The organism is Chloroflexota bacterium, from assembly GCA_040902225.1.
In the GTDB taxonomy this organism is placed as follows: Bacteria; Chloroflexota; Limnocylindria; order QHBO01; family QHBO01; genus CF-167.
Map to the genome: position 1 here is coordinate 102097 of JBBDXT010000002.1, position 24813 is coordinate 126909.

At 68.3% G+C, this 24813-nt stretch carries 27 protein-coding genes and 1 pseudogene; 14 read left to right on the top strand and 14 right to left on the bottom strand.

Annotation, left to right across the window (positions count from 1 at the left end; genetic code table 11):
* The first annotated feature begins 14 nt into the window (after positions 1-14).
* Positions 15-395 carry a nuclear transport factor 2 family protein gene (locus WEB29_00535; GenBank protein ID MEX2135430.1) on the top strand — a complete coding sequence of 127 codons (381 nt, stop codon included), beginning with the start codon at positions 15-17 and terminating at the stop codon, positions 393-395.
* On the opposite strand, the gene WEB29_00540 is transcribed toward WEB29_00535, so the two are convergent.
* From WEB29_00540 to WEB29_00560, 5 genes are all read right to left on the bottom strand, one after another.
* Entirely contained in the window at positions 392-1174 is a 783-nt protein-coding gene (locus tag WEB29_00540) for an enoyl-CoA hydratase-related protein (protein MEX2135431.1), read from the bottom strand. The genes WEB29_00535 and WEB29_00540 overlap by 4 nt on opposite strands.
* Positions 1171-2130, bottom strand: a complete 960-nt coding sequence (locus WEB29_00545) for an enoyl-CoA hydratase/isomerase family protein (GenBank protein MEX2135432.1) — start codon at positions 2128-2130, stop codon at positions 1171-1173. The genes WEB29_00540 and WEB29_00545 overlap by 4 nt, the downstream gene beginning before the upstream one ends.
* A complete protein-coding gene (locus WEB29_00550) occupies positions 2123-2437 on the bottom strand; it encodes an EthD family reductase (protein ID MEX2135433.1) in 315 nt (104 codons plus the stop codon). The genes WEB29_00545 and WEB29_00550 overlap by 8 nt, the downstream gene beginning before the upstream one ends.
* 6 nt (positions 2438-2443) lie before the next feature.
* Positions 2444-2686, bottom strand: coding sequence for a ferredoxin family protein (locus WEB29_00555; GenBank protein ID MEX2135434.1), 243 nt, complete (start codon positions 2684-2686; stop codon positions 2444-2446).
* A 68-nt stretch (positions 2687-2754) separates the two neighbouring features.
* Entirely contained in the window at positions 2755-3867 is a 1113-nt protein-coding gene (locus WEB29_00560; GenBank protein ID MEX2135435.1) for an adenosine deaminase, read from the bottom strand.
* A 64-nt stretch (positions 3868-3931) separates the two neighbouring features.
* On the opposite strand from WEB29_00560, the gene WEB29_00565 reads away from it, so the two are divergent.
* Complete coding sequence (locus tag WEB29_00565; GenBank protein MEX2135436.1) at positions 3932-4807, top strand: dihydrodipicolinate synthase family protein; 876 nt, start codon at positions 3932-3934, stop codon at positions 4805-4807.
* Here WEB29_00565 and WEB29_00570 read toward each other — a convergent pair.
* The 5 genes from WEB29_00570 to WEB29_00590 are packed head-to-tail and all read right to left on the bottom strand — an operon-like array spanning position 4804 to position 9981.
* Positions 4804-5427 (bottom strand): 2-oxoacid:acceptor oxidoreductase family protein, encoded by a 624-nt coding sequence (locus WEB29_00570; GenBank protein ID MEX2135437.1) that lies wholly within the window; start codon positions 5425-5427, stop codon positions 4804-4806. The genes WEB29_00565 and WEB29_00570 overlap by 4 nt on opposite strands.
* Positions 5424-6872 carry a thiamine pyrophosphate-dependent enzyme gene (locus WEB29_00575; GenBank protein ID MEX2135438.1) on the bottom strand — a complete coding sequence of 483 codons (1449 nt, stop codon included), beginning with the start codon at positions 6870-6872 and terminating at the stop codon, positions 5424-5426. The genes WEB29_00570 and WEB29_00575 overlap by 4 nt, the downstream gene beginning before the upstream one ends.
* A complete protein-coding gene (locus WEB29_00580; GenBank protein MEX2135439.1) occupies positions 6872-8008 on the bottom strand; it encodes a 2-oxoacid:acceptor oxidoreductase subunit alpha in 1137 nt (378 codons plus the stop codon). The genes WEB29_00575 and WEB29_00580 overlap by 1 nt, the downstream gene beginning before the upstream one ends.
* Positions 8009-8012: 4 nt before the next feature.
* Positions 8013-8324, bottom strand: coding sequence for a 4Fe-4S binding protein (locus WEB29_00585; GenBank protein MEX2135440.1), 312 nt, complete (start codon positions 8322-8324; stop codon positions 8013-8015).
* A 58-nt stretch (positions 8325-8382) separates the two neighbouring features.
* Positions 8383-9981: a CapA family protein gene (locus tag WEB29_00590; protein ID MEX2135441.1), complete on the bottom strand. Its 1599-nt coding sequence runs from the start codon at positions 9979-9981 to the stop codon at positions 8383-8385.
* Between the two features lie 29 nt (positions 9982-10010).
* Between WEB29_00590 and WEB29_00595 the strand changes: the two genes are divergently transcribed.
* Complete coding sequence (locus tag WEB29_00595) at positions 10011-11060, top strand: M15 family metallopeptidase (protein MEX2135442.1); 1050 nt, start codon at positions 10011-10013, stop codon at positions 11058-11060.
* Positions 11061-11179: 119 nt separating this feature from the next.
* Here WEB29_00595 and WEB29_00600 read toward each other — a convergent pair whose 3' ends face one another.
* Complete coding sequence (locus WEB29_00600; protein ID MEX2135443.1) at positions 11180-12178, bottom strand: EamA family transporter; 999 nt, start codon at positions 12176-12178, stop codon at positions 11180-11182.
* A gap of 144 nt (positions 12179-12322) precedes the next feature.
* On the opposite strand from WEB29_00600, the gene WEB29_00605 reads away from it, so the two are divergent.
* The 4 genes from WEB29_00605 (at position 12323) to WEB29_00620 (ending at position 15246) form a co-directional block, all read left to right on the top strand.
* Entirely contained in the window at positions 12323-12676 is a 354-nt protein-coding gene (locus WEB29_00605; protein ID MEX2135444.1) for a YciI family protein, read from the top strand.
* 8 nt (positions 12677-12684) lie between these two features.
* Entirely contained in the window at positions 12685-13926 is a 1242-nt protein-coding gene (locus WEB29_00610) for an RNA polymerase sigma factor (protein MEX2135445.1), read from the top strand.
* Positions 13927-14022: 96 nt separating this feature from the next.
* Complete coding sequence (locus WEB29_00615; GenBank protein MEX2135446.1) at positions 14023-14664, top strand: hypothetical protein; 642 nt, start codon at positions 14023-14025, stop codon at positions 14662-14664.
* A gap of 90 nt (positions 14665-14754) precedes the next feature.
* Entirely contained in the window at positions 14755-15246 is a 492-nt protein-coding gene (locus tag WEB29_00620; protein ID MEX2135447.1) for a peptidylprolyl isomerase, read from the top strand.
* 1 nt (position 15247) lies between these two features.
* Here the strand turns inward: WEB29_00620 and WEB29_00625 are convergent, their stop codons facing one another.
* Positions 15248-15505 (bottom strand): YbjN domain-containing protein, encoded by a 258-nt coding sequence (locus WEB29_00625; protein ID MEX2135448.1) that lies wholly within the window; start codon positions 15503-15505, stop codon positions 15248-15250.
* Positions 15506-15513: 8 nt separating this feature from the next.
* Here WEB29_00625 and WEB29_00630 point away from each other — a divergent pair, with 8 nt between their 5' ends.
* The 5 genes from WEB29_00630 to WEB29_00650 all read left to right on the top strand — a co-directional run bounded on the left by WEB29_00630 (position 15514) and on the right by WEB29_00650 (position 21571).
* Complete coding sequence (locus tag WEB29_00630) at positions 15514-15807, top strand: metalloregulator ArsR/SmtB family transcription factor (GenBank protein MEX2135449.1); 294 nt, start codon at positions 15514-15516, stop codon at positions 15805-15807.
* 26 nt (positions 15808-15833) lie between these two features.
* Positions 15834-16172, top strand: coding sequence for a thioredoxin (gene trxA / locus WEB29_00635; protein ID MEX2135450.1), 339 nt, complete (start codon positions 15834-15836; stop codon positions 16170-16172).
* Between the two features lie 29 nt (positions 16173-16201).
* Positions 16202-18268 carry a hypothetical protein gene (locus tag WEB29_00640; GenBank protein MEX2135451.1) on the top strand — a complete coding sequence of 689 codons (2067 nt, stop codon included), beginning with the start codon at positions 16202-16204 and terminating at the stop codon, positions 18266-18268.
* On the top strand, positions 18265-19605 hold the full coding sequence (locus WEB29_00645) for an MFS transporter (protein MEX2135452.1): 1341 nt from the start codon (positions 18265-18267) through the stop codon (positions 19603-19605). Before WEB29_00640 ends, WEB29_00645 begins: the two co-directional genes overlap by 4 nt.
* Before the next feature lie 265 nt (positions 19606-19870).
* The gene (locus WEB29_00650; GenBank protein ID MEX2135453.1) at positions 19871-21571 is read left to right on the top strand and encodes a proline--tRNA ligase; all 1701 of its coding nucleotides are present in this window, start codon (positions 19871-19873) and stop codon (positions 21569-21571) included.
* Between the two features lie 320 nt (positions 21572-21891).
* Here the strand turns inward: WEB29_00650 and WEB29_00655 are convergent, their stop codons facing one another.
* On the bottom strand, positions 21892-22764 hold the full coding sequence (locus WEB29_00655; protein MEX2135454.1) for an LLM class F420-dependent oxidoreductase: 873 nt from the start codon (positions 22762-22764) through the stop codon (positions 21892-21894).
* Between the two features lie 133 nt (positions 22765-22897).
* Here WEB29_00655 and WEB29_00660 point away from each other — a divergent pair, with 133 nt between their 5' ends.
* Entirely contained in the window at positions 22898-23560 is a 663-nt protein-coding gene (locus WEB29_00660; protein ID MEX2135455.1) for a class I SAM-dependent methyltransferase, read from the top strand.
* Here the strand turns inward: WEB29_00660 and WEB29_00665 are convergent.
* Positions 23557-23786 (bottom strand): annotated as a pseudogene (locus WEB29_00665) (DUF427 domain-containing protein). The gene WEB29_00660 and the pseudogene WEB29_00665 sit on opposite strands and share 4 nt — an antisense overlap.
* Positions 23787-24030: 244 nt before the next feature.
* Here WEB29_00665 and WEB29_00670 point away from each other — a divergent pair.
* Entirely contained in the window at positions 24031-24789 is a 759-nt protein-coding gene (locus WEB29_00670) for an SGNH/GDSL hydrolase family protein (protein ID MEX2135456.1), read from the top strand.
* Positions 24790-24813: the final 24 nt, after the last annotated feature.

Below are 24813 nucleotides of genomic sequence, written 5' to 3' on the forward strand. Positions count from 1 at the left end.
ATGAGGTTGATCGAATGGATCGGACCGACGTTGAACGATCGCTGGCCGCCTACCGCCGTGCCTGGGAGACCGATGACCCGCAGGCCATCGCCGCCCTCTTCACCGAGGACGCGACCTACGCGCCACGGCCCTTCGGCAAGCCATGGGAGGGCCGGGATGCGATCGTCGCGAACTGGATCGAGCTGGGCGATTCGAAGAATGCCTGGCAGTTCGAGTCCGAGATCGTTGCTGTGGATGGCGATACCGGCGTGGTCCGCGGCCTGACCACGTACGCCGCCCACGACAATGAGCCGGAGGAGGTCTACAGCAACATCTGGGTGGTTCGCCTAGCGCCGGAGGGACGCGCCCGCTCCTTCGCCGAATGGTGGGTCCAGCTCCCCGAGCGGAAGGACTAGCGGCCCGTGAAGTCGGGATCGCGCTTCTCGAGGAAGGCGGCCATCCCCTCCTTCTGGTCATCGGAGGCGAAGAGCAGGTAGAAGAGGCGGCGCTCGTGCGCGAGTGCATCGGTCAGGCTCATCTCGTACGCCGCATTGACCGCTTCCTTGGCCAGCCGCAGCGCCAGCGGTGACTTGGTGGCGATCTTGGCCGCGAGCTCCAGCGCATCCTCCACGAGCAGCTCGTTCGGAACGACGCGGGCGACCAGTCCGAGCCGATGCGCCTCACGCGCGTCGATTGGCTCCCCGGTGAGTATCATCTCCATGGCGACGCTCTTGCCGACGGCCCGTGTCAGGCGCTGGGTGCCGCCGGCTCCCGGGATGACGCCCAGGTTGATCTCCGGCTGGCCGAAGCGCGCGCTCTCGGCGGCCACGATCAGGTCCAGGGCCATCGCCAGCTCGCAGCCGCCGCCAAGGCACCAGCCGGAGACCGCGGCGATGACCGGCTTGCCGATCCGACGCACGCGATCCCACTGGGCGATGCGATTGGTGCGCAGCATGTCGATCGGGCTGGCGCCTGCCATCTCGCCGATATCGGCGCCCGCCGCGAACGCCCGGTCGTTGCCGGTCACGACGAGAACGCGAATGGTATCGTCCCGATCGAGTGCCTCGAGCGTGGAGCACAGCTCGTCCATCACCTCCCCGTTCAGCGCGTTCAGCTGCTTGGGGCGGTTGAAGCGAAGCAGTGCCACGCGCCGCTCCTCGTGGCGCTCGATCAGGATCAGCGGCTCGTCAGTCACGGGATCGCCTCGAACGCATCGGAAAGCTGCGCTCCGCAGCCCGGGCAGTACGCGGCGTAGACCGAGATGCCGGTCTCTCCGCAGGAGGCGCAGGCGCGCCCGGCGCCGGCTTGGAGGCGTCGCACCTCCTCGTATCGCGGGGCCCGCTTCTCGTGGAAGGCGGCCACCGCCTCCCGTGTCTCATCGGCCATCGAGTGGATGGCCAGCCAGTCCCGCGCGTGCGTCACCGTCTGCGACCAGACGAGGTCGCGCCACCAGTTCAGCTGGGTCTTCGTGTAGCGCAGCGCCTCCGGCAGCTTGGCGCGGAGATTCGCCGCCATCGTGGCGACCGTCTCGTCCAGGTCGGCGCGCGGCACGACACGGTTGACGAGGCCCCAGTCGAGCGCCTGGATGGGATGGATCGGCTCACACAACATCAGGATCTCGCGCGCGCGACGGTCGCCCACCAGGATCGGCAGCCACTGCGTCGCTCCGCCGGCCGGAACGGAGCCGTGCTCCGGCCCGACGTGCCGGATGTAGGCATCATCGACCAGAACGGACAGGTCGCACGCCATCTGCAGCTCGTTGCCGCCGCCGACGCAGATCCCATTGATGCGCGCGATTGTCGGCTTGCCGATGTTGCGCAGGCGATCGTGCATCTCGATGAAGGCGCCCATCCAGCGCCAGTACTGGCCGCTGGTAGCGCCCATGGCCGCCTGCTCGTCGAGGTCCGCGCCGGTGCAGAAGGCATGATCCCCCGCCCCGGTCACCACCACAACCGCGATGCCGTCGTCCCAGGACGCGTCCTCGAAGGCGCGCCCCAGCTCGCGCAGCGTCTGGAAGTCGAAGGCGTTGAGGACCTGGGGTCGCTCGATCGTCACCGTCGCCACGGCGGTTCCCGCGTCCTTGACGTAGCGGACCCGCTCGAAGCCGAGCGACTCCGGGTCGACCGCCAGCGGGGCGCTCGGCTCAGCCATCGGTCGCATCCGCGTCATCCGCCACGAAGAGCGTGACCCCGGCTCCAGCGAAGTTGCGCAGGTCGCGACCGCTCTCGCGCCCGGCATCGGAGGCGAGCGCCTCGTCGAGATCCGCACGCGACGCGAAGTTCATCTCAGCCATAAGGTAGAAGGCGGCCGGGCGGCCGCCGATCCCATCGGCCCTGGTCAGTCGCATGCCGACCAGGTTGGGGTACCGGCGCACGATCGGGGCGTGCACCTCGCGGTAGTGCACGTCGAATGCGGCCGAGTCTTCAGGCTGGCTGTAGAGGGCGATCAGGCGGACCACGATCCGCTACTTCTTGAAGAAGTCAGCGTTGATCTGGGTAAAGTTGGTCCACTGCTCCGGCACCGCGTCCTCGGCGAAGATCGCGGTCACCGGGCATTCAGGCTCGCACGCACCGCAGTCGATGCACTCATCGGGATCGATGTAGAAGAGCGGCGCCTCGTCGCTGGTATGGATGCAGTCGACCGGGCAGACGTCCACGCAGGAGGCGTCCTTGACGCCGATGCACGGCTCCGCGATCACGTACGTCATGCTGTCGAACTCCCTCGATCGGGGCTTCTCATTCGGCGCGGTGAGGATACACCGAGCGGGCGGCTGACCTAGGCCACCCCGATCTCCGCTGACGACGCCTCGGCCCGCAGGCGGGCATAGCCGGGCTTCACCTGTTCGTTGATGATTCTCAGCCGCCCGTCGAACGGCAGGAAGGCGCTCTTGATGGCGTTGAGCGTAACCCACTCCATGTCGGCCAGGTCCCAGCCGAAGGTGGCGACCATGCTGGCGAACTCGTCCGACAGGCTGATCTGGCTCATCAGCCGATTGTCCGTGTTCAGGGTGACGCGGAAGCGGAGGCGCTTGAGCAGGTCGATCGGGTGGTCCTCGAGCCGGGCGACGGCCCCGGTATCGACGTTCGAGGTCGGGCACATCTCGAGCGGGATGCGCCGATCGCGGACATAGGCGGCCAGGCGCCCGATGGCGACCCGGCCGTCGGGTTGCGTCGCGATGTCGTCGACGATCCGTACCCCGTGCCCCAGGCGCTCGGCGCCGCAGAACTGGAGCGCCTCCCAGATCGATGGCAGCCCGAAGGCCTCCCCGGCATGGATGGTGAAGTGGAAGTTCTCGTGGGCGATCAGCTGAAAGGCGTCGAGGTAGCGGGTGGGCGGGTAGCCCGCCTCCGGCCCGGCCACGTCGAAGCCCAGGACCCCGCGGTCCCGATGACGAACCGCAAGCTCCGCAATCTCGACCGAGCGCGCTGCCTGGCGCATCGCGCTCAGCAGCAGACCCACCACGATCGGCCGCCCGGTGGACGCGCGCCGCACGCCCGCGGCCGCCGCCTCCACCACCTCGTCGAGCGACAGGCCCTCACGGAGGTGCTGCTCCGGCGCGAACCGAACCTCGGCATACACGACCCCGTCGGCCGCGAGATCCTCGACCTCCTCGGCCGCCACGCGTTCGATGGCGGCCGCGGTCTGCATGACGGCGACGGTATGGTCGAACGCCTCCAGGTAGCGCACCAGCGACCGCCCTCCCTCGCCTGCGGCCGGCTTGAACCAGCCGGCCAGCTCAACGGCATCGTGTGTCGGCAGCGCGGTGTACCCGAGTTCGTCTGCCAGCTCGATCAGGGTGGACGGCCGAAGGCCCCCGTCCAGGTGCTCGTGCAGCAGAACCTTGGGAGCGCGGCGGATGGTCGCATGGTCGAGGGCGATGGGTGCCATGGTGTCGGGCAGCCTAGCCCGCCTCCTGCGCGGCCACAAGCCGAAAGCCGCTACCCTTCCGGCCATGCCCGAACGCCCGCCGCTCATCGTCGCTGCCGCGACGCCGCTGGGCCCCGGTGGCGATGCGCTCGACGAGGCCGCGATCTGGCCGATGGTGCGCTTCCTGGAGGATCGCGGCGCCGACGGGGTCTTTGCCTGCGGCACCACCGGCGAGGGGATCCTGCTCAGCACCGAGGAACGCAGGCGGGCGGCGGGCGTATTCCGCGCGGCGGTTCGTGGGCGACTGATCGTGCACTGCGGAGCGCAGACGACCGCGGAGACGGTCTTGCTGGCCGCCCACGCGGGCGAGATCGCGGCCGATGCGGTCGCGGTGATCCCGCCTCCGTACTTCCCGCTCGATGACGATGCGCTGACGGCGCATCTGCTGGCTGCCGCCGAGGCCTGCGCCCCGCTCCCCTTCTACATCTATGCCTTCGCCGCTCGCAGCGGGTATCCGGTCCCGCTCGAGGTGGTGGCCCGCGTCCGCGACGGTGCCAGGAACCTGGCAGGCCTCAAGGTCAGCGAGTCCCCCTTCCTGAAGGTCGAGCCGTATCTCGACCTCGGATTGCCGGTCTACATCGGCTCCGAGCCGCTCATCCCGGCCGCCATGGCTCGTGGCGCGCTGGGCGCGGTGTCAGGCCTGGCCGCGGCGTTCCCCGAGGTCGTTCGTGACGCGCTTGACGCGCCCGACACGATCGCCGAGTCACGCCTGCGCACCCTGCGCTCCGCCATGGAGACGCACCCCTTCATCGCCTCGGTGAAACACGTTCTCCGACGTCGAGGGGTCCCCATCCACCCGGACCTGCGAGCGCCGCTGCGCGCGCTGACCGCGGCCGAGGGCGCCGCCCTGGACTCGGTGCTCGGCGAGCTGGACCCAGATTTCCCGCTCGACGAGGGCTAGCCCGACTCCCCCACTCCGCCGATATCCATCGCGCCTCCGGTTCCCACCCCCGTTCGACGGTGGTGCGGCGCGGTGGCCGCGTCGTTCATCTCGAACCGGCTCGGCGGGGCCGCAGCGGCCAGCCGTGCGATCTCCTCGGCCGTCAGCTCGTACCCGAAGCGGATCGCGGCCACGTTCTCCTCGACAAAGCGATGTGGCAGCGACTCGCGGATCGAGGGCTCGTCGAACTCGATTGCGGCCAGTCGCAGCAGGCGGCCCAGCGCGATCATGTTGCCGAACAGCTCCCTGCCGAAATGCTCGCTGCCCAGGGTCGCGAAGGGGATCTGCTCGTCGCCCGGGCGGCCGAGGCCGAGATCGGTCACGACCTTGCGCCCGCTGATGCGCAGATGCCCTCTATCGGCGAGCTTCAGCAGGATGTCGGCCTCTTCGACCACGGGGTTGGCGATCGGCTCGTCGTCGAAGATGACGAATGCGTCGGACATGCTGCCGCGCACGCTCGAGTCGTAATCGAAGAGGACGGTGACCTGTTTGCCCATCCGCGCCAGCAGCGCGCCGAGGACGCCGGCAATCAGTCGCACCCCCTGGCCACCGACCCCGTCAAGCGCGATCCGCGTCGTCACGTGATCGCGTCGGGGTCGATGCCGGCCGCGCGCAGCGCATCGGCAAGGGTCATCTCCCCCTTGGCCACCCGCAGCTTCACGTCAGAGGGGAGGCGCTGCATCAGCGCCAGCTTGCGCTGGGCCACCGCCCGCTTGGACTCCTTCGGATCGGCGGGCATGGAGGGAGGCGCGGCATCGTGCGCAGTGTGCGGCGCGGCTGGCTGCGTGTCGCTACCAACCGTCCCGCCGATCAGGTTGCGCTCTTCGACCGCCGCCTCCGCCTTCTGGGCATCGAGCTCAGTTGGCTGCTCTTCCGTGTGCGGGTCCTGGCCGGTGGCGCTGATCTGCACTTCGCCGGGTGCCACCGGAGCACCGGACGGGGCGCTGGCGCCGGTCCGCAGCCACTCGGGGATCGGGATCCCCGCCTGCGTCAGCGCATCGGTCAGGGTCAGCTCCTTCTTCGCCACGGCGAGCTTGACCTCGGCCGAGAGCTGAGCCATGACCGCCGCCCGCTCCTGGGATTCCGCCCTGCGCCGGGCCTTCTCGTCGTCCGTCGCGGGCGTCGCGGCCCCGGTGGCCCCCGTCGCACCGGGCGACTCGGTGGCGGACGCCATCGGTCCCGCCGGCTGTTGCGGCAGAGCTGCCGGTCGCTCCGGCGTGCTGGTGGTTCCCGCGCCGTTCCCATTCGTGCTGCCCGCATCGGCCGGCCGCGGGGAGAGGATCCCGATCTCGAATGGATTGAGGTGCTCAGCGTCCTTGGCCGCGCGCTTGTAGGTCTTGCGGTAGAAGTTGAGCATGTCATTGGCGCTGGCAAAGCCGATGCGTCGCCCGTTGTTCTCGATGCACTGGCTGGTGATGTCCACGAAGCTGAAGCCGGGGTGCTCGATCGCCTCGCGGATGACATTCCGCATGTGGAGCTGGTGGTAGACGGTCGTCTTGGCGTACAACGCCTGCGGCGAGGAGCGGACCAGGCCCTGCAGGTTGATCGGCGTATTCGGGTTGCCGGCGGGGGAGGAGAGGGTCTTGGTGCCGGTCGGGGTGGTCGGCCCGGTCTGCCCCCCGGTCAGGCCATAGATCTCGTTGTTGTTGCAGAGCACCGTCAACGGCGCATTGCGGCGAATGGCGTGGATCAGGTGATTGCCGCCGATGCTGGCTGTGTCGCCGTCCCCCGCCACCACCACGACGTGCATCTCGGGGCGAACGGCCTTGATCGCCTCGGCCACCGGCAGGGTGCGGCCGTGGAGCGTGTAGACGCTCTCGAACTTCATGTAGCTGCCCATCCTGCCGGTGCAGCCGATCCCGGTGACCAGGATCGTGTTCGTCTCGTCCATCCCCATCTCGTCGAGGACCATGGCTAGCTCGATCATGATGGTGCCGATCCCGCAGCCTGGGCACCAGATGGTCGGGAACAGGTCGACCTTCAGGTGCCGCTTGAAGTCGAGCTCGGCGAAGGGTGCCTCCGGCATCAGCCGATCCCCAGCGGCGAGCGCTCGACCGCCTCCATGGGAGCGGCCGGGATGGGTGGCTCCGAGGGACCGCCGCCGAGCACGCGGTCGAGCCCGTCGCACACCGCCTCCAGGCTGATCCGCCCGCCCAGCAGCGGGACGCGCTTCACCTCGCGACGCAAGGCCAGCTCGACCATGTCGGCGTATTGGCCGTCGTTGGCCTCGATGCACACGATCTGCTCGTAGCGCTCCGCGATGGCGCGCAGCTCATCGGTCAGCATCGGGTGGATCCGGATCGGGCGGAAGAGGGCGTGCTCGGTCGAGAGCGGCGATGCGACCCGGCTGACGATCCCGTAGCAGACGATGAGTACCTTGGCGTCGCGATTCCAGCCGTGCTCGTAGAGCGCGTATCGCTCAGCCACCTCGGTGTGCCGATGCTTGGCGTCGTAGTACTGGCGCAGGTACTCATCGGCGTCGGCGGTGGCGGGCTCGCCGGCGTTCGGCCCCTGCTCGTACATGACCACACCCGCGAAGAAGCGCGGCTTGCCCGGCTCGTGCTCCCCCAACGGCACGAGGCTGCGCGGCACGATCTCGATGCTGGCCGCCACCTCGTCCAGGTCGACCACCTCGTTGAGGTGCGCCACGAACGTGTCCGACAGGATGACGACCGGCGAGAGCGACTCCTCGGCGGCGTTGAAGGCCTGCACGGTGACGCGGAATGCCTCCTCGACCCCATTGGGATAGAAGGCGAGCGGGGTGTAGTCGCCGGTGCTCCCGTAGCGGACCTGCATGATGTCGCCCTGGCCGGGCATCGTCGGCATCCCCGTCGCGGGGCCGACTCGCTGGACGTCGACGAAGACGCATGGCACGCCGACCTTCTGGGCGTAGCCGACCGCCTCCTGCATCAGGCTGAAGCCCGGCCCGCTGGTGGCGGTGAACGCCTTCGCGCCGGCCAGGCTTGCGCCGATGATGGCGTTGGCGCTGGCGATCTCATCCTCCGCCTGCAGGAAGTGGAACTCCGCATGTTCGGCTGCCCAGCCGGAGGCGACGTTGAGGATCTCCGTCGACGGGGAGATCGGGTAGCCGGCGTAGTACGACGCCCCCGCGGCGAGCGCTCCGCGGAAGACGGCCTCGTTGCCCTGGGTCAGCTTCCGCATCGGCCTAGGAAGAGTCCGCGGTCGAGCCGCCGCGCGCCGCGTGAGCGGCAACCGCCTCAGGCAGCATCTCGATGGCGAGGTCGGGGCAGTAGCGCTCGCAGAGCCCGCACAGGATGCAATCCTGCTCCTCGATGATGGCGTCGTTGCGCAGGACGAGCGTGTTCTTGGGGCAGATCTCGACGCAGATGTCGCAGCGCTTGCAGAAGACCGGGTTCCAGCTGATGTTCGAGTAGTCGACCCAGCGGATCCCGTCCTTGTGGTCGTCGGAGATCCCGGAGCCGAAGCCGATTGGGTCCGAGGCGCCTTCGCGAGTCATGGGACGGCGATTCTACGCGGGTCGGGGGTGTGCGCGTCTGAGACGGAGCTCCCGCGCGCTAGTAATCGACCTCCCCCCTGCTCCAGCTGCGCTCGAGGACGTAGTGGCCGTCGCCCTCCGGGTCGGTGAGGCTCGCGCGGGCGGAGAGGACCATGACGTATGGGTGGAGCCTGACGTTCGCGAGGGTCTTGCCGCGGAACGTCAGGTAGAGGATGACGCCCTCCTGTGTCTCCTGCCACCAGGGCTGGCCGTACATGTAGTTGCCGGGGCCGGCATGAATGAGGCTGACGCCATTCGGACGCTCGCGCAGGAACATTCCGCCCGCCACGTGCAGGCCGCCGCCGATGATCTGGTCGCACCCGGCCTGGTCCATCCAGCCCACAGCCTCCAGCTGCGTCTCCCACAGGTCCGAGTGGTACTCGTCACCGCCCCACCACTGCGGGTCGCAGATGACGAGGTCGGCACTGGCGGCACGGGCCTTGGCCACGGCCGCGCTGACGTTCTCCTCCGTCAGCCACGCGACGCCTGGCGTGGTTGGGCCGGCGTGGGTTGGGCCCAGGACCTCGTTCCAGGACACGAACGCCACCTTCAGCCCGGCAACCTCGACGTAGGCCGGCTCGAGGGCCTCGTCGAGGTTCATGCCAAGGCCGGTACCCGGGAACCCGTACTCCTCAAGGAGCTGGAGCGTCGTGCTGATGCCGGCGACGCCCCGATCGCTCTGGTGGTCGGCCGCGAGATACACGGCGTCAATGCCGAGGAAGTCCTTCCACCGTGTCAGGACCGCCTCCGGCACGGCCAAGCTCGGCGGGCCAGTCTGGGTCGGCGCCCACTGCTCGTTCGTGAGGACCGGGCATTTGTGATCCGCGAGGGCGACGTCGGATCGCCTGCTGATGCTCGCGGTGACGCCGTCGTTGCCAGCTTCGACCGCCTTGACGATTGGGTAAGCAGAGATGCCAGCCGGCGGGTTGGGGTTGATGAATGGCTCACCCGTAAGCGTCGCGGTCCCGCCATTGAAGGGCCAGTCCCAGCCCTTGCCCAATGTGACGGCGTGATAGGCGGCCACACGATCCGCGCAGAGGCTCCCAATGGCGGTCAGGGTCCAGGTTTGTGAGGCGTCGTATGCGGTCCAGGCCGGGTCGAGTGCGCCAGGACCCTCCGCCGGCGCGGAAGCCATGACCGGATAGGGCAGCGCCCGGGCCTCCGGGTCACCGAAGAGGTCAGGCCCGAAGAGCCCGAACGGCCCCTCGCCCTCGATCGAGAGGACCTTTGTTGCCGGCTCGACGAGGCCTGGCGGCAGGAGTGCCACGAGCTCCTGGTCAGCTTGGAGTTCACCCGCGATCTGGTCGGCCGCGATACAGGGCGCGGTCGCCGTGAGGTTCGGCTGATCGAACGTGGCACCACAGGGCACCATGAGCTGGCCGCTGCTGGCGAGCGTCCCGAGCTCGTCGAGGGTGATCGTCGCCTTGAGATTCGTGATGCCGGTAACGACGGCGAGCGGGAAGGATACAGGGGGGATGGGCGTGGCCGTCGGAGTTGGCTGGGGCGACGGGGTGGCGCTGGGGAACGGCACGAGGCTGGGGCTGGGACTCACGCATCCGACGAGCAGCGTCACGACGGTGACGGAGGTGACTTCTCGGAGCGTCGCCAGGGGCCTCATGGCGCTATCGTAGCCAACGCCAAGCAGCCATGAAGAAACTCGACGACGCTTCCTCTCCTCGCGCCGTCGTGGGGCGCAAACCCGTTCGGCGTCCGCGCTCGGACGAACGCCGGGCCTCGCCTGCGCTGCGCGCGCTAGCTATCGGGCTGGTCCTCGGCGCTGCTCTTGTCGCCACCCCGGCGACTGCTCCGCCGCGCGTCACCGCTGTCGGGCCGCTCCCGGAATGCCGCATCGCCGACATCCTGACGGTCCCGCGCGACTACGACAGCTGGAGCACCACACTCGTCGACTGGCTCCTGACCGTCGGGGAGGACTACGAGCCACCCGATCTCGTGCCGGTGAGCGAGGCGGGCATTGCTGGCCCCGGGCTCATCCGCCAGGTGGCGATCGAGGATCTCCGTGCCATGGCCCAGGCTGCGGCCGAGGCCGGCACACCGATCGCCGTCAACAGCCCCTACCGCAGCTACCAGGACCAGGTCGCCAGCTTCAACGGGTGGGTCGCTGTGGACGGCTACGACGACGCGATCACCTACTCGCAGCGACCGGGCCACTCGGAGCACCAACTCGGCCTCACGATCGACTTCATGACGGAAGGGGGCGGCAGCGCGCTGGAGGGCGACTGGGCGACGACCCCGGCAGGAGGGTGGATGGCGGAGAACGCCTGGAGATACGGGTGGCTCATGAGCTACCCGAAGGGCGAGGGAGGCGCTCTCTTTTCGGACGTCACCTGCCTCCATTACGAGCCGTGGCATTACCGCTACCTCGGGCGGGAGGTGGCCGCGAAGGTCCACGAATCCGGGCTGACCATCCGGGAGTACCTCTGGACCAACTTCACGACGGTCGACCCGATTACCGGTGAACCCCTTCCGACCGCGACGCCGACCCCATCGCCCACCCCCACCCCGACGCCCACCCCATCGCCCACTCCGGCGGCCACGACCACGCCGTCGGCGGCGCCGAGCGCCGGGACGCAGCCTGTCGGCACCTGGGTCGAACCGCCCGTGGTGCTCGCGGGCTTCTTGTTCATCGTGCTGGCGTCGATCGGATTCGCCGCCTGGCGCGGCTTCTTACGGCGCTAGCTGCCGTCGATCTGCGTGGACCCCTACGCCATGCTCGACCAGGCGCAGATCAACCTGACGGATCCAGAAGCCGATGGACACCAAACGCTGCAGCGAATCTTCGACTACAGCGACACGAGTTACTGAGCCTTGGCCTCCGACTCGAGGGTCGCGGTGTCCGGCGAGGGACCGGCCTCCTCCGCGTCGCGTGGGCGCCCGCTGACCATCGCGACCACGGCGCCGATGATCAGGCCCATGGCCAGCAGCGAGCGTGGGGTGAGCGTCTCGCCACGGAAGGCGACGCCAAGCGCCACCGCCACCACCGGGTTGACGTACGCGTAGGTGGCGACCGTCGTCACCGCCACGTGGTTCAGCAGCCAGACGTACGCCGTGAAGGCCAGCAGCGAGCCGAAGACGATCAGGAATGCCAGCGCGAGCAGGGACGAGGTCGTCACCGCGGCAGGATCGAAGCGACCGATCTCGCCGATGGCCACGCCAACCGTCAGCAGGAGGAGGCCACCGGCGAGCTGCTCCATCCCGGTCCCCAGCAGCTGGTTGCGCGGCAGCGGACCGCGGCGCGCATACAGGGAGCCGGCTGCCCAGCATACGGTGGCCAGCACCAGGATGCCGATCCCGACCGGGTTGAACGAGTCGAGCCCGCTGGACGGGAGCAGCAGGATCGCCACCCCCAGCAGTCCGACCACCAGCCCGCCGATCGCGAGCAGGCTCGGCATGCGGCGCGTCAGCAGGGCGTCGAAGATGCTGAGCCAGATGGGTGTCGTGGCGACGATGACCGCCGCGATGCCGGACGGGATCGTCTGTTCGGCGATCGAGACTCCCCCGTTGCCACCGAGCAGGAGCAGTGCGCCGACGATGAAGGCGGTTCGCCACTCCACGACCTTTGGCCGTGCCAGACCCTCGCCGACGATGCCACGCCGCCGTCGCCATCGATCATGTGCGACCAGGAAGGCAACGAGCGAGAGCCCGGCCACCCCGAAGCGGGTGCCGGCCGACAGCAACGGCGGCATGCTGTCGACCACGAAGGCGATGGCCAGGTAGGTCGAGCCCCAGACGAGGTAGACGGTGCCGAGCGCCGCGGCCACCGCCAGAGTGGACGGGCGACCTGAAGCGGGAGTCATGGGTGCATTGTGAAGTAACCGGCCATGAGGCGTATAACGGTGTCGTGCACCATTCGTGAGGTCGAAGTCGAGAACGGGACTGCTCGTTCGTCGTCATCATGAGAGGGTCACGCCTGCCGTGACCGATGCATCGGAGGTGGCGCGATGAAGTACATGCTCCTGATCGGCGGTGCCGAAGACGGCTGGGACCATCTGGACGAAGTCGGGCAGCGAGCGCTCTACTCCCGCATCGAGACCTGGTGGGACGAGCGGAAGGCGGCGGGCGAGCTAGTGGAGGGTGCTCAGCTCCAGCCCTCGACCACCGCCACCACGGTTCGACGCAGCATCGACGGCGACGTCACCGTCACCGATGGTCCGTTCGTGGAGGGCAAGGAGATGATCGGCGGCTACGGGGTCATCGACGTCCCCGACCTCGATGCCGCGATCCGGCTCGCCTCTTCGTGGCCCGCGCCCGACACCCTCGAGATTCGGCCGCTCGTCACGGGGGAGATGGGGTAGCGGCTGGCTTGACTCCGCGCCGGACCGTCGACAGCTCGCTTGAGCGTGTCCTGCGCGAGGAGCGAACCCGCCTGATCGCCTCGCTGGTCCGCATCCTGGGAGACTGGGACCTGGCCGAGGAGCTGGTCCAGGAGGCGGCCGTGGCGGCGCTCGAGCACTGGCCGACCGATGGCCTGCCGCGAAACCCTGGCGCCTGGCTGATGACGACGGCGCGTCGCCGCGCCATCGACCGGCTGCGGCGCGACGCGCGATTCCGGCAGCGGCTCGAGCAGCTCGGAGAGGAGGCTGATGAGATGGAACGACCGATCCCGACCGGCGGGCCACTCGCGGTGGACGATCGGCTGCGCCTCCTCTTCACCTGCTGCCACCCGGCCCTGTCGCGCGAGGCGCAGGTGGCGCTCACCCTGCGAACCGTTGGCGGCCTCGACTCGGCGCAGGTGGCACGAGCCTTCCTCGTGCCCGAGGCGACGGTTGCCCAGCGATTGGTCCGTGCCAGGCGCAAGATCCGCGATGCGGGCATCCCGTACGGGGTTCCCGACGAGGGCGAGCTGCCACAACGTCTCGAGCAGGTCCTCGCGGTCCTCTACCTCGTGTTCAACGAGGGCTACCTCGCGTCGGACGGCGCAGCAACCGAGCGGCGCGACCTGGCCCGCGATGCCGAGTGGCTCACCTCGCTGCTCGTGCGCCTGATGCCGGACGAGCCCGAACCACTCGGCCTGCTGGCGCTCATGCGACTCCATCTGGCCAGGGTGGAGGCGCGCTTCGCACCCGACGGATCACTGATCCTCCTCCCCGACCAGGACCGCTCGCGTTGGGACGCGGGCGCGATCGCGGACGCCGGGGACCTAGTCGAGCGCGGACTGCGCATGGGACGCCCGGGGCCGCACCTGCTCCAGGCGGCGATCGTGGCGGTGCACGCCAACGCGCCCTCGTATGGCGAGACCGACTGGGCCGAGATCGTGGCCCTGTACGACCGCCTGCTCAGCCTGCAGCCGACGCCGGTGGTCGCCCTGAATCGAGCCCTCGCGCTGGCGGAGGTGGCGGGTCCCGAGGTCGCGCTCATCGAGATCGAACCGCTGGCCGCCCGCCTTGACGGCTATCACCTCTTCCACGCGGCGCGCGGCGAACTCTTGCGCAGGCTTTGGCGCCTCGACGAAGCGCGGTCAGCCGATCGCCGCGCGCTGTCCCTGACCGACAATCCGGCCGAACGGCGACTCCTCCAGGCGAGGCTCGGGCCCCACGACGGCTGATGACGCGGTAACGAATCGCCTATGGCGAGCGTCGGAGAGAAGGCTGGAGCAGCCAGCACCGGAGCCACACGAATGGAGCAACGCACGATGATTCGCATGCAACCTTCGCGCCGCGGGCTCGGCGCGCTCGCCCTGATCGCCAGCATCGCACTGGCGGGCTGCGCCGCCGAAAGCCCGTCACCCAGCTCGGCTGGCTCGAGCGCCTCGGCGATCGCCTCAGTAGCCGTCGAGCCTTCCATCCCGGCGTCGCAGCCCGCCAGTGTCGAGCCGTCGGCCGCCGCCAGCGAGCCGACGGACGGCTTGCCTGCGTTCGAATGCACGCCATCGGTCACCATCCCGTCCACGACGGATCGCGCGCAGATCACCGATGTCAGGGTCGGCACCCACGACGGGTACGACCGGGTCGTGTTCGAGTTCGCCTCGGGAATCCCGGACGCGGTGATCGGAGGCGTCCTGCCTCCCCTGTACGAAGATGGCAGCGGCCTCGAGATGGATGTTGCCGGGAGCGCGTTCCTGAAGGTCACCATGCACGACGCCAGCAGGGTCTCGCCTGAAGGTGGCATGACGTACGACGGATCGACCAACTTCGAGCCGGGCTTCGACCGACTTGCTCAGCTCATCGAGGGCGGTGACTTCGAGGCGGTCAGCACCTGGTACCTGGGCCTCGACGGCGCAGGATGCTATCGGGTCCTGACCCTCGCCGCCCCGAGCCGCCTGGTGATCGACATCGAGCACTGAATGTGGCAGGGACGGACGCGTCCGGCCGGCCTGGGCTAGCATCGGTCCGTCCCATTCCGCACCCTCGGAGTACGCATGGCTGACCAATTGATGGCGCCCACCGGCGCGCTGGACCTCACCAAGTCGTATGCGGCGCACTTCAAGACTGAACGCGGCGAGTTCGCCTGTGAGCTGTTCGCCGCGGACGCACCGATGACGGTCGAGAACTTCGTCAACCTGGCACGCGCCGGCTTCTATGACGGCACGACCTTTCACCGCGTGATCCCCGGCTTCATGGCCCAGGGTGGCGACCCAACCGGCACCGGGACAGGCGGCCCCGGCTACTCGTTCCGAGATGAGCTGTCATTGAAGCGGCGCCACGAGGGGCCTGGGGTGCTCTCGATGGCCAACGCAGGTCCGAACACGAACGGGTCGCAATTCTTCATCACCCTTGCCGCCACGCCACACCTGGATGGGCGACACACGGTCTTCGGTCGCGTGACGTCCGGAATGGACGTCGTGAACAGCCTCCGAGAGCGCGATCCTCAGCGAGACCCGCAGCCCGGAGACCGGATCGAAACGATCGAGATCGACGAAAGCTGAATTACGCGACAGACGCGTACAGCAGCTCGTAGGTGACGCCGGGGTCGGGCGCGAAGTCCATGCGCGTGGAGCAGCTACCGCACACGAGCTCCTCATCGGCTTCGTCGATGGTGAAGGTGACCTCATCGGAGCACCAGGGACACGAAAGTTGAATGGTCATGTCGGCATCCTGTCCACGCTGCGTGACACCTTGCCTGTCGCGGCCAGCCAACGGTTTCGGGCAGGGGACACTTGCGTCCTTGCGCAAGCAGTGACACAATCGTGGAGATGGAAGCCACGCTCAATCCCGACCTTCTCCGCGATCGCGCCGCCGCGATTGCCCGAGCGCTCTCGGACGCCAAGCGGCTGTGCGTGGTCGAACGGCTGGCCGACGGGGAGCGATCGGTGAGCGATCTCTCGCGCGACGTGGGCTGCCAGGTGCCGAACATGAGTCAGCACCTCTCTGTCCTGCGCGCTGCGGGAATCGTCGCCTCGCGACGCGAGGGGAGCACCGTCTTCTATCGGCTCGCGCACCCGCAGGTGCTCGAGATCTATCGCATCCTTCGACAAGTCGCCAGCTGACGACGCAGAAAGGACCAACCCAACCGATGTCGAACGTCCAAGAGGCGACCGACGCCAACTGGGAGCAGCTCGTGCTCCAGAACAATAAGCCCGTCATCGTCGATTTCTGGGCCGCCTGGTGCGGACCCTGTCGACTGGTGGCACCAGAGATCGAGAAGCTGGCCGAGAAGTACGCCGGCTCGGTCGAGGTGCTCAAGCTCGACGTCGACGCGAATCCGCACACGGCCATGCACTACGGGGTGATGAGCATCCCCACCGTCGCCTTCTTCGCGCCGGGCGAGCCGCCCAAGGCCGCCGTCGGCTTCCGACCGGCCGAGCAGCTGGAGACCGCATTCGGGCTCGAGGCGTTCGCCAAAAGCGCCTGACGGCGCTCTCCGCCTATCCTGCGGGGGTCATGCGCCGAACGACAAACCGCATCATCCCCCTCGCCGCGGCTGCGGCACTCGCGCTGCTGGGCGTTGTCCCAGCAGCGCTCCCCGGGCGCGTGGCCATGGCCGCGGACCGCGGGCTGGTCGTGGTCGCGCAGACCCGCTACCAGGCACTGCCGGCGGAGCGTCGCGTCCACGTCACGATTGACGCGGTGGCGACCTCGTACACGCCGAATCCGGTTGACGCGACCGCCTACTACGTCAATGCCACCTTCGTGATGCAGGCGGGCGCCACGAACGTGGCTGCGTCCTCGGGCGGGCAGCGGCTTGCGGTCGCGGTGGACGCCTCGGATCCGGACTTCGTGAGCGTGACGGTCACGTTCGCCGAAGGAGTCACCTTCGAGCAGAGCTACCCGTACCGCGTGACCTATGACCTGCCTGACCCGGGCGGTGCCCAGGATCGCAACCTGCGCATCAGCTCGACCATCGTTGCCTTCCCGATCTGGGCCTTCGGTAGCTCAGGCGAGCCGGGCGGAAGCGTCACCGTCATCCTGCCCCGGGGATTTCGCCCGAGCCTGCAGGGCGACGATCTGGCTTCCTCGATCGGGGCCGGAGGCGAGATCGTCCTGGCGACCACCTCGTTGCCAGACCCCTTCGACTTCTTTGCCTACCTCTCGGCGGATCGACCGGGAGCTTTCAGCGACACGCTGCTGACCGTCCAGGTCGGTGGTCAGCCGGCTCCCCTGAGAATCCGCGCCTGGCAGGACGACCCCGAGTGGGGAACGGCCATGACCGACCTGATGACCGATGGGCTGCCCGCTCTGCAGAGCCTCATCGGGCTGCCGTATGACGCCCCGGGTACGCTGGTCGTCGAGGAGGCTGCCACCAGCCGCCTGGGAGACTACGCGGGCATCTACAACAAGCTGAGCGGCATCATTCGGGTCCGATACGACGCCGATGCCTACGTCGGGCTGCACGAGGCCGCGCACGTCTGGTTCAACGGCGACCTCTTCCGGGATCGCTGGATCGGTGAGGCATACGCGGAGTTCTACGGGGTGCAGGCGGCGCTGGCAATCGGCGCAACGGGCGATGCGTTCGACCTGACAGAGGACCTCCTGGCGAACAGGATTCCGCTGAACGACTGGGGAGAGATCGGAGGGGTCGAGATCGGGGTGGAGGGATACGCCTATGCCGCGAGCTACCACCTCGCCGTGCTGATCTTCGACCGAACCGACCTCGCGGCACTGCGGGCGGTGTGGCGCGGCGCCAGTGACAGCGAAATGGCGTACCAGCCCGCGAACGCGGACGGCGATCCCGAGATCGCTGGCGACGTCAATCTCGAGGGCTGGCAACAGCTGCTGGACCTGCTTGACGAGCGTGCGGGTGCGACCTTCGACGACCTGTGGATCGACTGGGTGGTCAACGACCAGGAGGAGCGGCTGCTGGAGGTGCGCGCCGACGCGCGCGATCATTACGCCACCGTCGTCGAGGACGCCGGCACCTGGGACCTGCCGAAGGACCTGCGAAATTCGATGGGGTCATGGAAGTTCGAGGATGCCGAGGCGGCCCTGGCCCTGGCCGGTGTCGTGCTCGACGCGCGCGACGAGATCGTGTCAGACGCCGGCGACCTGGATCTCACGCCCCCGGCTGAGCTGGAGGAGCTCTTCGAACGAGAGGGAGGCCTGAAGGCCGCCGAGGCTGAGGCCGACCTGCAGCTCGAGGTGCTGGCGGACATCTCCGTTGCAACCGAACGAATGGCGGAGAAGGAGACCATTCTCGAGTCGATCGGCCTGCTGGGGGCGGACCCGGCGGCCGACCTCGAGGCGGCACGCGACGCGTTTGAGGCCGATGAGCTTGACGACGCGGGCCGTGATGCGGAGCGGTCGCTGGCCGAGCGCAGCGGGGCGGCCGAGGCCGGCCAGACCCGTGTCCTGGTCGCCGGCGGTGGGGTCGTCCTGCTGACCGGCGTGACGATCGCCGGCGTCCGGTTCAGGCGCGGCCGGCGGCGAGCGATTGCGAGCGCTGTCTCGGCCCCGACTGAACCCGCGCAGCCCGGGGAGCTTGAGGACGAGCCATTGGACCGCCCGGCGTGAACCCCGCGGCGAATCGTTCGATCCAGGCCGTCCTGTTCGGCACCTTCACGCTGCGTTTCAGCACCGGCCTGACCGGTGGACTCTTCGCCTACTACGCCGCGCAGCTCCCGCAGCACGGCGGCGTGGAGATGAGCGCCTTCCTGCTGGGCCTGATGATGGCCACGTACTTCATCGCAGAGCTGATCCTCTCGCCCGGCTTCGGCGTCCTCTCCGATCACCTCGGAGCGCACCGCGTCATGCAATGGGGGCCGGTCTTCGGCGCCATCGCGGTGGTCCTCACCTTCGCCACCACCGACCTCTTCCTGCTCGGCGTGACGCGCTTCATCGAGGGAGCGGCGGCCGGCGCCAGCATTCCGTCGATCCTCGGATACATCGCCATCGCCACCAGCCGCGACGTGCAGCTCCGCGGCCGGACGGTGGCCCGCTTCGAGGCCGCCACAATCGCGGGGCTGGGGGTGGGGATCGTGGCGGCCGGTCCGATGTGGGAAGTCTTCGCGCGCGTTGCGTTCCTGCTCAACGCCGCGCTGTACGGCGTCTCCTTCGCCATCTACCGCTGGGGGGTCGCCGACGTGGCGACGCACGGCCACCCGCCCGATGTCCAGCCCGTGCACTCCGCCGAACTGCGCCCCGCCAGGTTCGATTTCGCCAGGTATCGACGGGTGATCGGCAGCCCGCGGGTGTGGCTCCTGGCGCCGACCTGGATCGCGCTCAACGCGGTCATCGGCACATGGACCTCGCAGTCGATCTTCCAGCTGGTGCGTGCGCCCTCGCCCCGGTTCGCTGATCAGCTGCTGATGGGTGGCTTCGGGCCGACCCAGATCAGCATCGGCCTGGGCGGTGCGCTCCTCGTCTTCTTCGCGGGGCTCCTCTTCTGGGGTGGGCGCTTCAAGGCCTATCGGCGCACCACGATCATCGTGATCGGGCTCGTGGGAGGACTGGCGATGGTTGGCGCCGCATTCGGCCTCAACCACTCGGCCGATTTCGGCCTTCTCCTGCAGGCACCGCTGGGCCTCATCGCCCTGGGGGGCCTCTTTGTGCTGGCAGGCGCGACCCCGGCTGCGCTTGGACTGCTGGCTGATATCAGCGAGGCGCACCCCGCCGACCGCGGGGCGATCATGGGCCTGTATTCGGTCTTCTTGGCGCTTGGCCAGATCACCGGCGCCCTGCTGGGTGGCGGCGCGGCACAGTGGCAGGGCGTCGACGGCCTGCTGGCCGCCTCGCTCGGCCTGCTCGTGCTTGCCCTGCTGCCAGTCCGCGCGCTGCGCGAGAGCGAGCACCTGGTCGGACTGGCTCACGACGACGACGGGACGGCAGTCCGGGATCCTGAGCCCAACTGAGCCGATCGTCGTTTGCGACAGCAGGTGGCAATCTCTCGATGGTGAAGTTGCCGCATCGCAATGGGGTTGGCCTTAGGCGCGCTGAACGGCAGGGCAGGCGTTGGCGCCAGACTAAGCCGAGCGTGGATCCGTACCTGGATCGGCTTATGAAGGCCGTCGAAGCTCCCTAATAGCAGTCAGGTTGCGATCTGGCGACGAACGGGCCCGGTGCAGGCCGCGTGGCCCGACCGCCAGCGAGGCAGCAGTCCGCTATTCTTCGCGCTCCATGCGCGTCTCCAGGCTCTTCTTCACCTCGCTGCGCGACAACCCCGCCGACGCCGAGATGGCCTCGCATCGGCTCCTGGTGCGCGCTGGATACGTCCGACAGCTGGGGGCGGGCATCTATTCGCTGCTGCCGCTTGGCTTCCGGGTCAGCCAGCGCATCGAGCAGGTCATCCGCGAGGAGATGGACGCCATCGGCGGGCAGGAGATGGAGATGCCCGTGGTCCATCCCGCCGAGCTGTGGAAGGAGAGCGGGCGCTACGCCAAGATCGGCCCGGAGATGGTCCGCTTCAAAGACCGCGGTGGGCGCGACATGGTGCTGGCCATGACCCACGAAGAGGTGGTCGCCGACCTGCTGCGCGACGTGGTCAAGAGCTATCGGCAGCTGCCGGCGATCGTGTACCACTTCCAGACCAAGTTCCGGGACGAGCCGCGCGCCCGCGGCGGACTGATCCGCGTCCGCGAGTTCGTGATGAAGGACTCCTACACGCTCGATCCGGACGAGGCCGCGCTCGACGTCTCCTACCAGGCCCACTACGGCGCATACGAGACGATCTTCGGGCGCCTGGGGCTCGAGACGGTGGTGGTGGGAGCCGATGTCGGGATCATGGGCGGCAGCCTCGCGCACGAGTTCATGGTCCTCAACGACGCGGGCGAGGACACGCTGGTGATCTGCGAGACGGGCGACTACGCCGCCAACGAGCAGATCGCCACCGTAACCAAGCCGGAGCCACCGGCGGAGGTGGCTCGCCCGACCGAGGAGGTGGCGACGCCGGACACGCCGACCATCGCCGCGCTGGCTGAGTTCCTTGGGGTCGGCCAGGATCAGACCGCCAAAGCGACCTTCTTCGTCACCGGCGACGGGCGGCTGCTGACCGCCATCGTGCGTGGCGACTTCGAGGTCAACGAGACGAAGCTGAGCAACGCTGTCAAGGCGATCGGCGGCCTCCGTCCCGCCCAGGCCGAGGAGATCGCCGCGGCGGGCATGGTGCCCGGCTATGCCTCGCCGATCGGCGCCAAGGGAAGCACCGTGGTGGTCGACGACCTGGTGGCCAACTCGCCGAACCTGGTGGCAGGCGCCAATCGCCACGGGTATCACCTGCTCAACGTAAACGTTGGCCGCGACTTCACGCCGGACCTGGTGATCGACATCACCAACGCGCGTGCCGGAGACCCATGCCCGAACTGCGGTGCACCGCTGGTCCTGCGCCAGGGGATCGAGGTCGGCAACATCTTCAAGCTGGGGACGGACTTCACCGAGAAGCTCGGGGCGACCTACCTGGCCGAGGACGGCAGCCGGCGGCTGATCGTGATGGGCAGCTACGGGATCGGCCTCGGGAGGGCGATGGCCTGCATCGTCGAGGCACATCACGATGACAAGGGGATCATCTGGCCCGATTCGGTGGCCCCCTATGCAGCCCACCTAGTGACGCTGAGCGCGTCACGTGATCCTGCCGTCGGCGAGGCCGCGGAAGGGCTCTACCAGCGACTCACCGATGGCGGCGTAGAGATCCTCTACGACGACCGCGACGAGTCACCCGGCGTGAAGCTGACCGACGCCGAGCTGCTCGGCATGCCGCTCATCGTCACCATCTCGCCACGGTCGCTTGCCGCGGGCGGCGCCGAGGTGACGCAGCGGGCCAGCGGTGAGCGGTCGGTCCGGCCGATTTCCGAGGTCGAACGGACACTTATCGGGGCGGCGTGACAGCGTTATAGTGCCGGCCCAGCCTCGCGACCCGAACATTCCGGACGCCTTCGACGTCTACACGCTCGTGCTGCTCCGTCGCCCGGCCGACGCGCCACAGATGTCCGACGCCGAGCTTGATGCGCTCCAGGCACAGCACCTCGCCTACCGCACCCAGCTGCGGCGCGAGGACCGAAGGCGATCCCTCGGTCAAGGCTGGACGGCTCGCCTACGACGTGATGGAGTGGTGGGTGGCCGCGGACTCCATGTCGTTCCCCGCGGCCGGTCGGCCCGTCGGGAAGAGGCGGGCGATGCCCGACGACTGAGCGACCCGGCCGTCGTCAGCGCAACTGGGGGAAGACCTCGGCCGCGAGGCGCTCCAGCTTCGCCGTGTCGCTGACGCCGCGCACGCTGAACAGGATGTGCTGCGCGCCTGCCTCGCCGAGGGCGCTGAAGCGCTCGACGATCTCGGACGCCGACTCGCGGTCGGGATCGACCGACTGCAGCGTGCTCCTCTCGATCTCGTCGCAGGGACGCCCGAGTCGGTCGCAGTGCTCTCGCAGGACCTCGTACTTGTGCGCAATGCGCTCGGGGCCGCCGAACACGTTGCAGGCATCCGCGTACTGCGCCACCAGCCGGAGCGTCTTTCGCTCCCCACCACCCCCGATCATGATCGGCACTCGCGGCCGCGAGATGGCCTGCGGCGAGTTGAGGAGGCGGGTCGCTGTGAAGTGATTCCCGTGGAAGGCCTCCCCGCTTCCGCTGCCACCCGACCACATGGCCTGCGCCATCTGCAATGTCTCTTCGAGCATCTCGAACCGGTCGCGAAGGGGCGGGAACGGGAAGCCGAGAGCGGTTGACTCCTCCTCGTTCCACGCCGCGCCGATCCCGAACCACGCTCGGCCGTTGGAGAGCACGTCGAGTGTTGTCACTGCCTTGATCCAGAGGCCAGGCAGCCGGTAGTGGATGCCACCGACCATCAGCCCCAACCGCGCCCGATCCGAGTTGGCGGCCATGAAGCCGAGCGCGGTCAGCCCCTCGAGCATCGGCGCCTCAGGCGGTCCGAGGCCCCGGATCTGGAAGAAGTGGTCCATCACCCAGATCGAGTCGAATCCGACGTCATCGGCTGTCCGCGTGACCCGTCCCAGGGTTGGACCGATGGCGGCTGCGCCGCCTGGCCATGTGAAGCTGTTGATCTGCAGGCCGAACTTCATCCTCGCGTGAGACCCATTGGCACACATTACCCCGAGCTTAGCGACGAGTGCGCAGGGCGAATCCCTGCGGCGAGTGGTCCGTTTGGCCCTCCCGTGACCTTCCCATCACTCGTTGCTCGGCTACGATGCGACGATGCCCAAGGGATCGATCGGGCTCAGCAACGAGCTGAACGCCTACCTCGTCGCGGTCGGGGTCCGGGAGCCCGACGTGCTGGCTCGCCTGCGTGAAGAGACGGCCGTGCTGCCAGAGGCCCGGATGCAGATCGCCGTCGAGCAGGGAGCCCTCCTCTCGATGCTGGTCAAGCTCCTCGGCGCGCGGCGATTGCTCGAGATCGGCACCTTCACCGGCTATTCGTCGACCGCCATGGCGCTCGCCCTGCCTCCCGACGGTCGGATCGTGTGCTGCGACCTGTCCCGAGAGTTCACCGACGTCGCGCGACGCACCTGGGCCGCCGCGGGAGTTGAGGATCGGGTCGACCTGCGCCTGGCCCCGGCGCTCGAGACGCTCGACGCGCTGCTGGCAGCGGACGGGGCGGGGACCTTCGACCTGGCCTTCATCGATGCCGACAAGGCCAACTATCGCGGCTACGTGGAAGGCGCGCTGCTGCTCGTGCGCCCAGGTGGCCTGATCGCGATCGACAACGTGCTGTGGAGCGGCCGCGTCATCGATCCGGAGGTGACCGACGAGGCCACCCAGGCCATCCGCGATCTGAACGCGGACCTTGCGACCGACGAGCGTGTCGACATCGCGATGGTGCCGATCGCCGACGGGCTGACGCTGCTAAGGGTTCGCTAGCGCTCCACCTTGACCCCGTTCCAGAAGGCGACGTAGCCCTCGATCGGCTTCGCCTTCTCGGAGGCATCGGGGTAGAACCAGGCGGCGTCCGCGTTCTGCTTGCCGTCGACCTCGAGGGTGTAGTAGCTCGCCTCGCCCTTCCACCAGCAGGTGGTGTGGGTGTCGGACGGGCGCAGGAACTCGGACTTCACGCTCTCCGGCGGGAAGTAGACGTTCCCTCCACCATCTCGAACTTGTCGCTCTCGGCGATGACGGCGCCGTTCCAGATTGCGCGTGCATGGCGGCATGCTACCGTGCAAGATTCTTGCCCTCATCGACGGCGGTTCGCCGCACCACCGTAGTTGAACCGCAGGCCAGCCATCGTATGGTGCATCGACACCGCGCCGGCTTACGGCTAACGGAACCCCTGGAGGGACTCGATCATGCGACGTACTGTCGGCATTCTTCTCACCGTGAGCCTTGGGCTCCTCATGACCACAGGCACAGCAACCGCGAGAACGCCAAGCACGTACCTTGCCCTCGGCGACTCATTGGCCTGGGGCGACGGGGCATCACTCCCGACTCGTACGGCCTATGTACCGCGCCTGGGCGGGTATTTCCGTGGGAATGCGGGCACGACCGACCTTCTCAATATCGCGGTCCGCGGAGAGAACACCAGTTCTTTCATCGCCGCGCAGCTCAGCGCCGCGCTCGCGAGCATCGCCGATCCATCGACCGATACCGGTGTCGTGACCTTGAGCATCGGCGGCAACGACCTTGGTGACCTCTTGTCGGTGCCGCCCTGCAGTGCTGACCCCGGCAGCACGGATTGCCAGCTCGCGGTCTACACCGCCATGGTCGGCGTCAGTAACAACTTCCCGGTGATCGTCGGCAGCCTGCAAGCTGCGCTGGCCGCCGATCCCGGCGAGGAGAAGCTCTTCGTCATCACCTATTGGAACGCATTCGGCGGAACCGGAAGTCCGTTTGAGGTGCCGATTGACTTCGCGCTGCTGGGCAGCGACCTGACTATTGACTGCGCCGCCAACCAGGTGGATGCAACCAAGGTCGGGCTGAACGATCTGCTCGCTTGTATCGGGACGGTCCTCGGCGCTGTTGTCGTGGACCTCTACCCAGCTATCGGTGACAACGCGCTGATCTATACCCACATCGCAGAGGGTGACTTCCATCCCAATGACGGCGGGTATGCCGTCATCGCGCGGGCGCACCGTCAGGCGGATCGCACCTCCTAGAGCCGATGTGGGCGCGGATCCGTC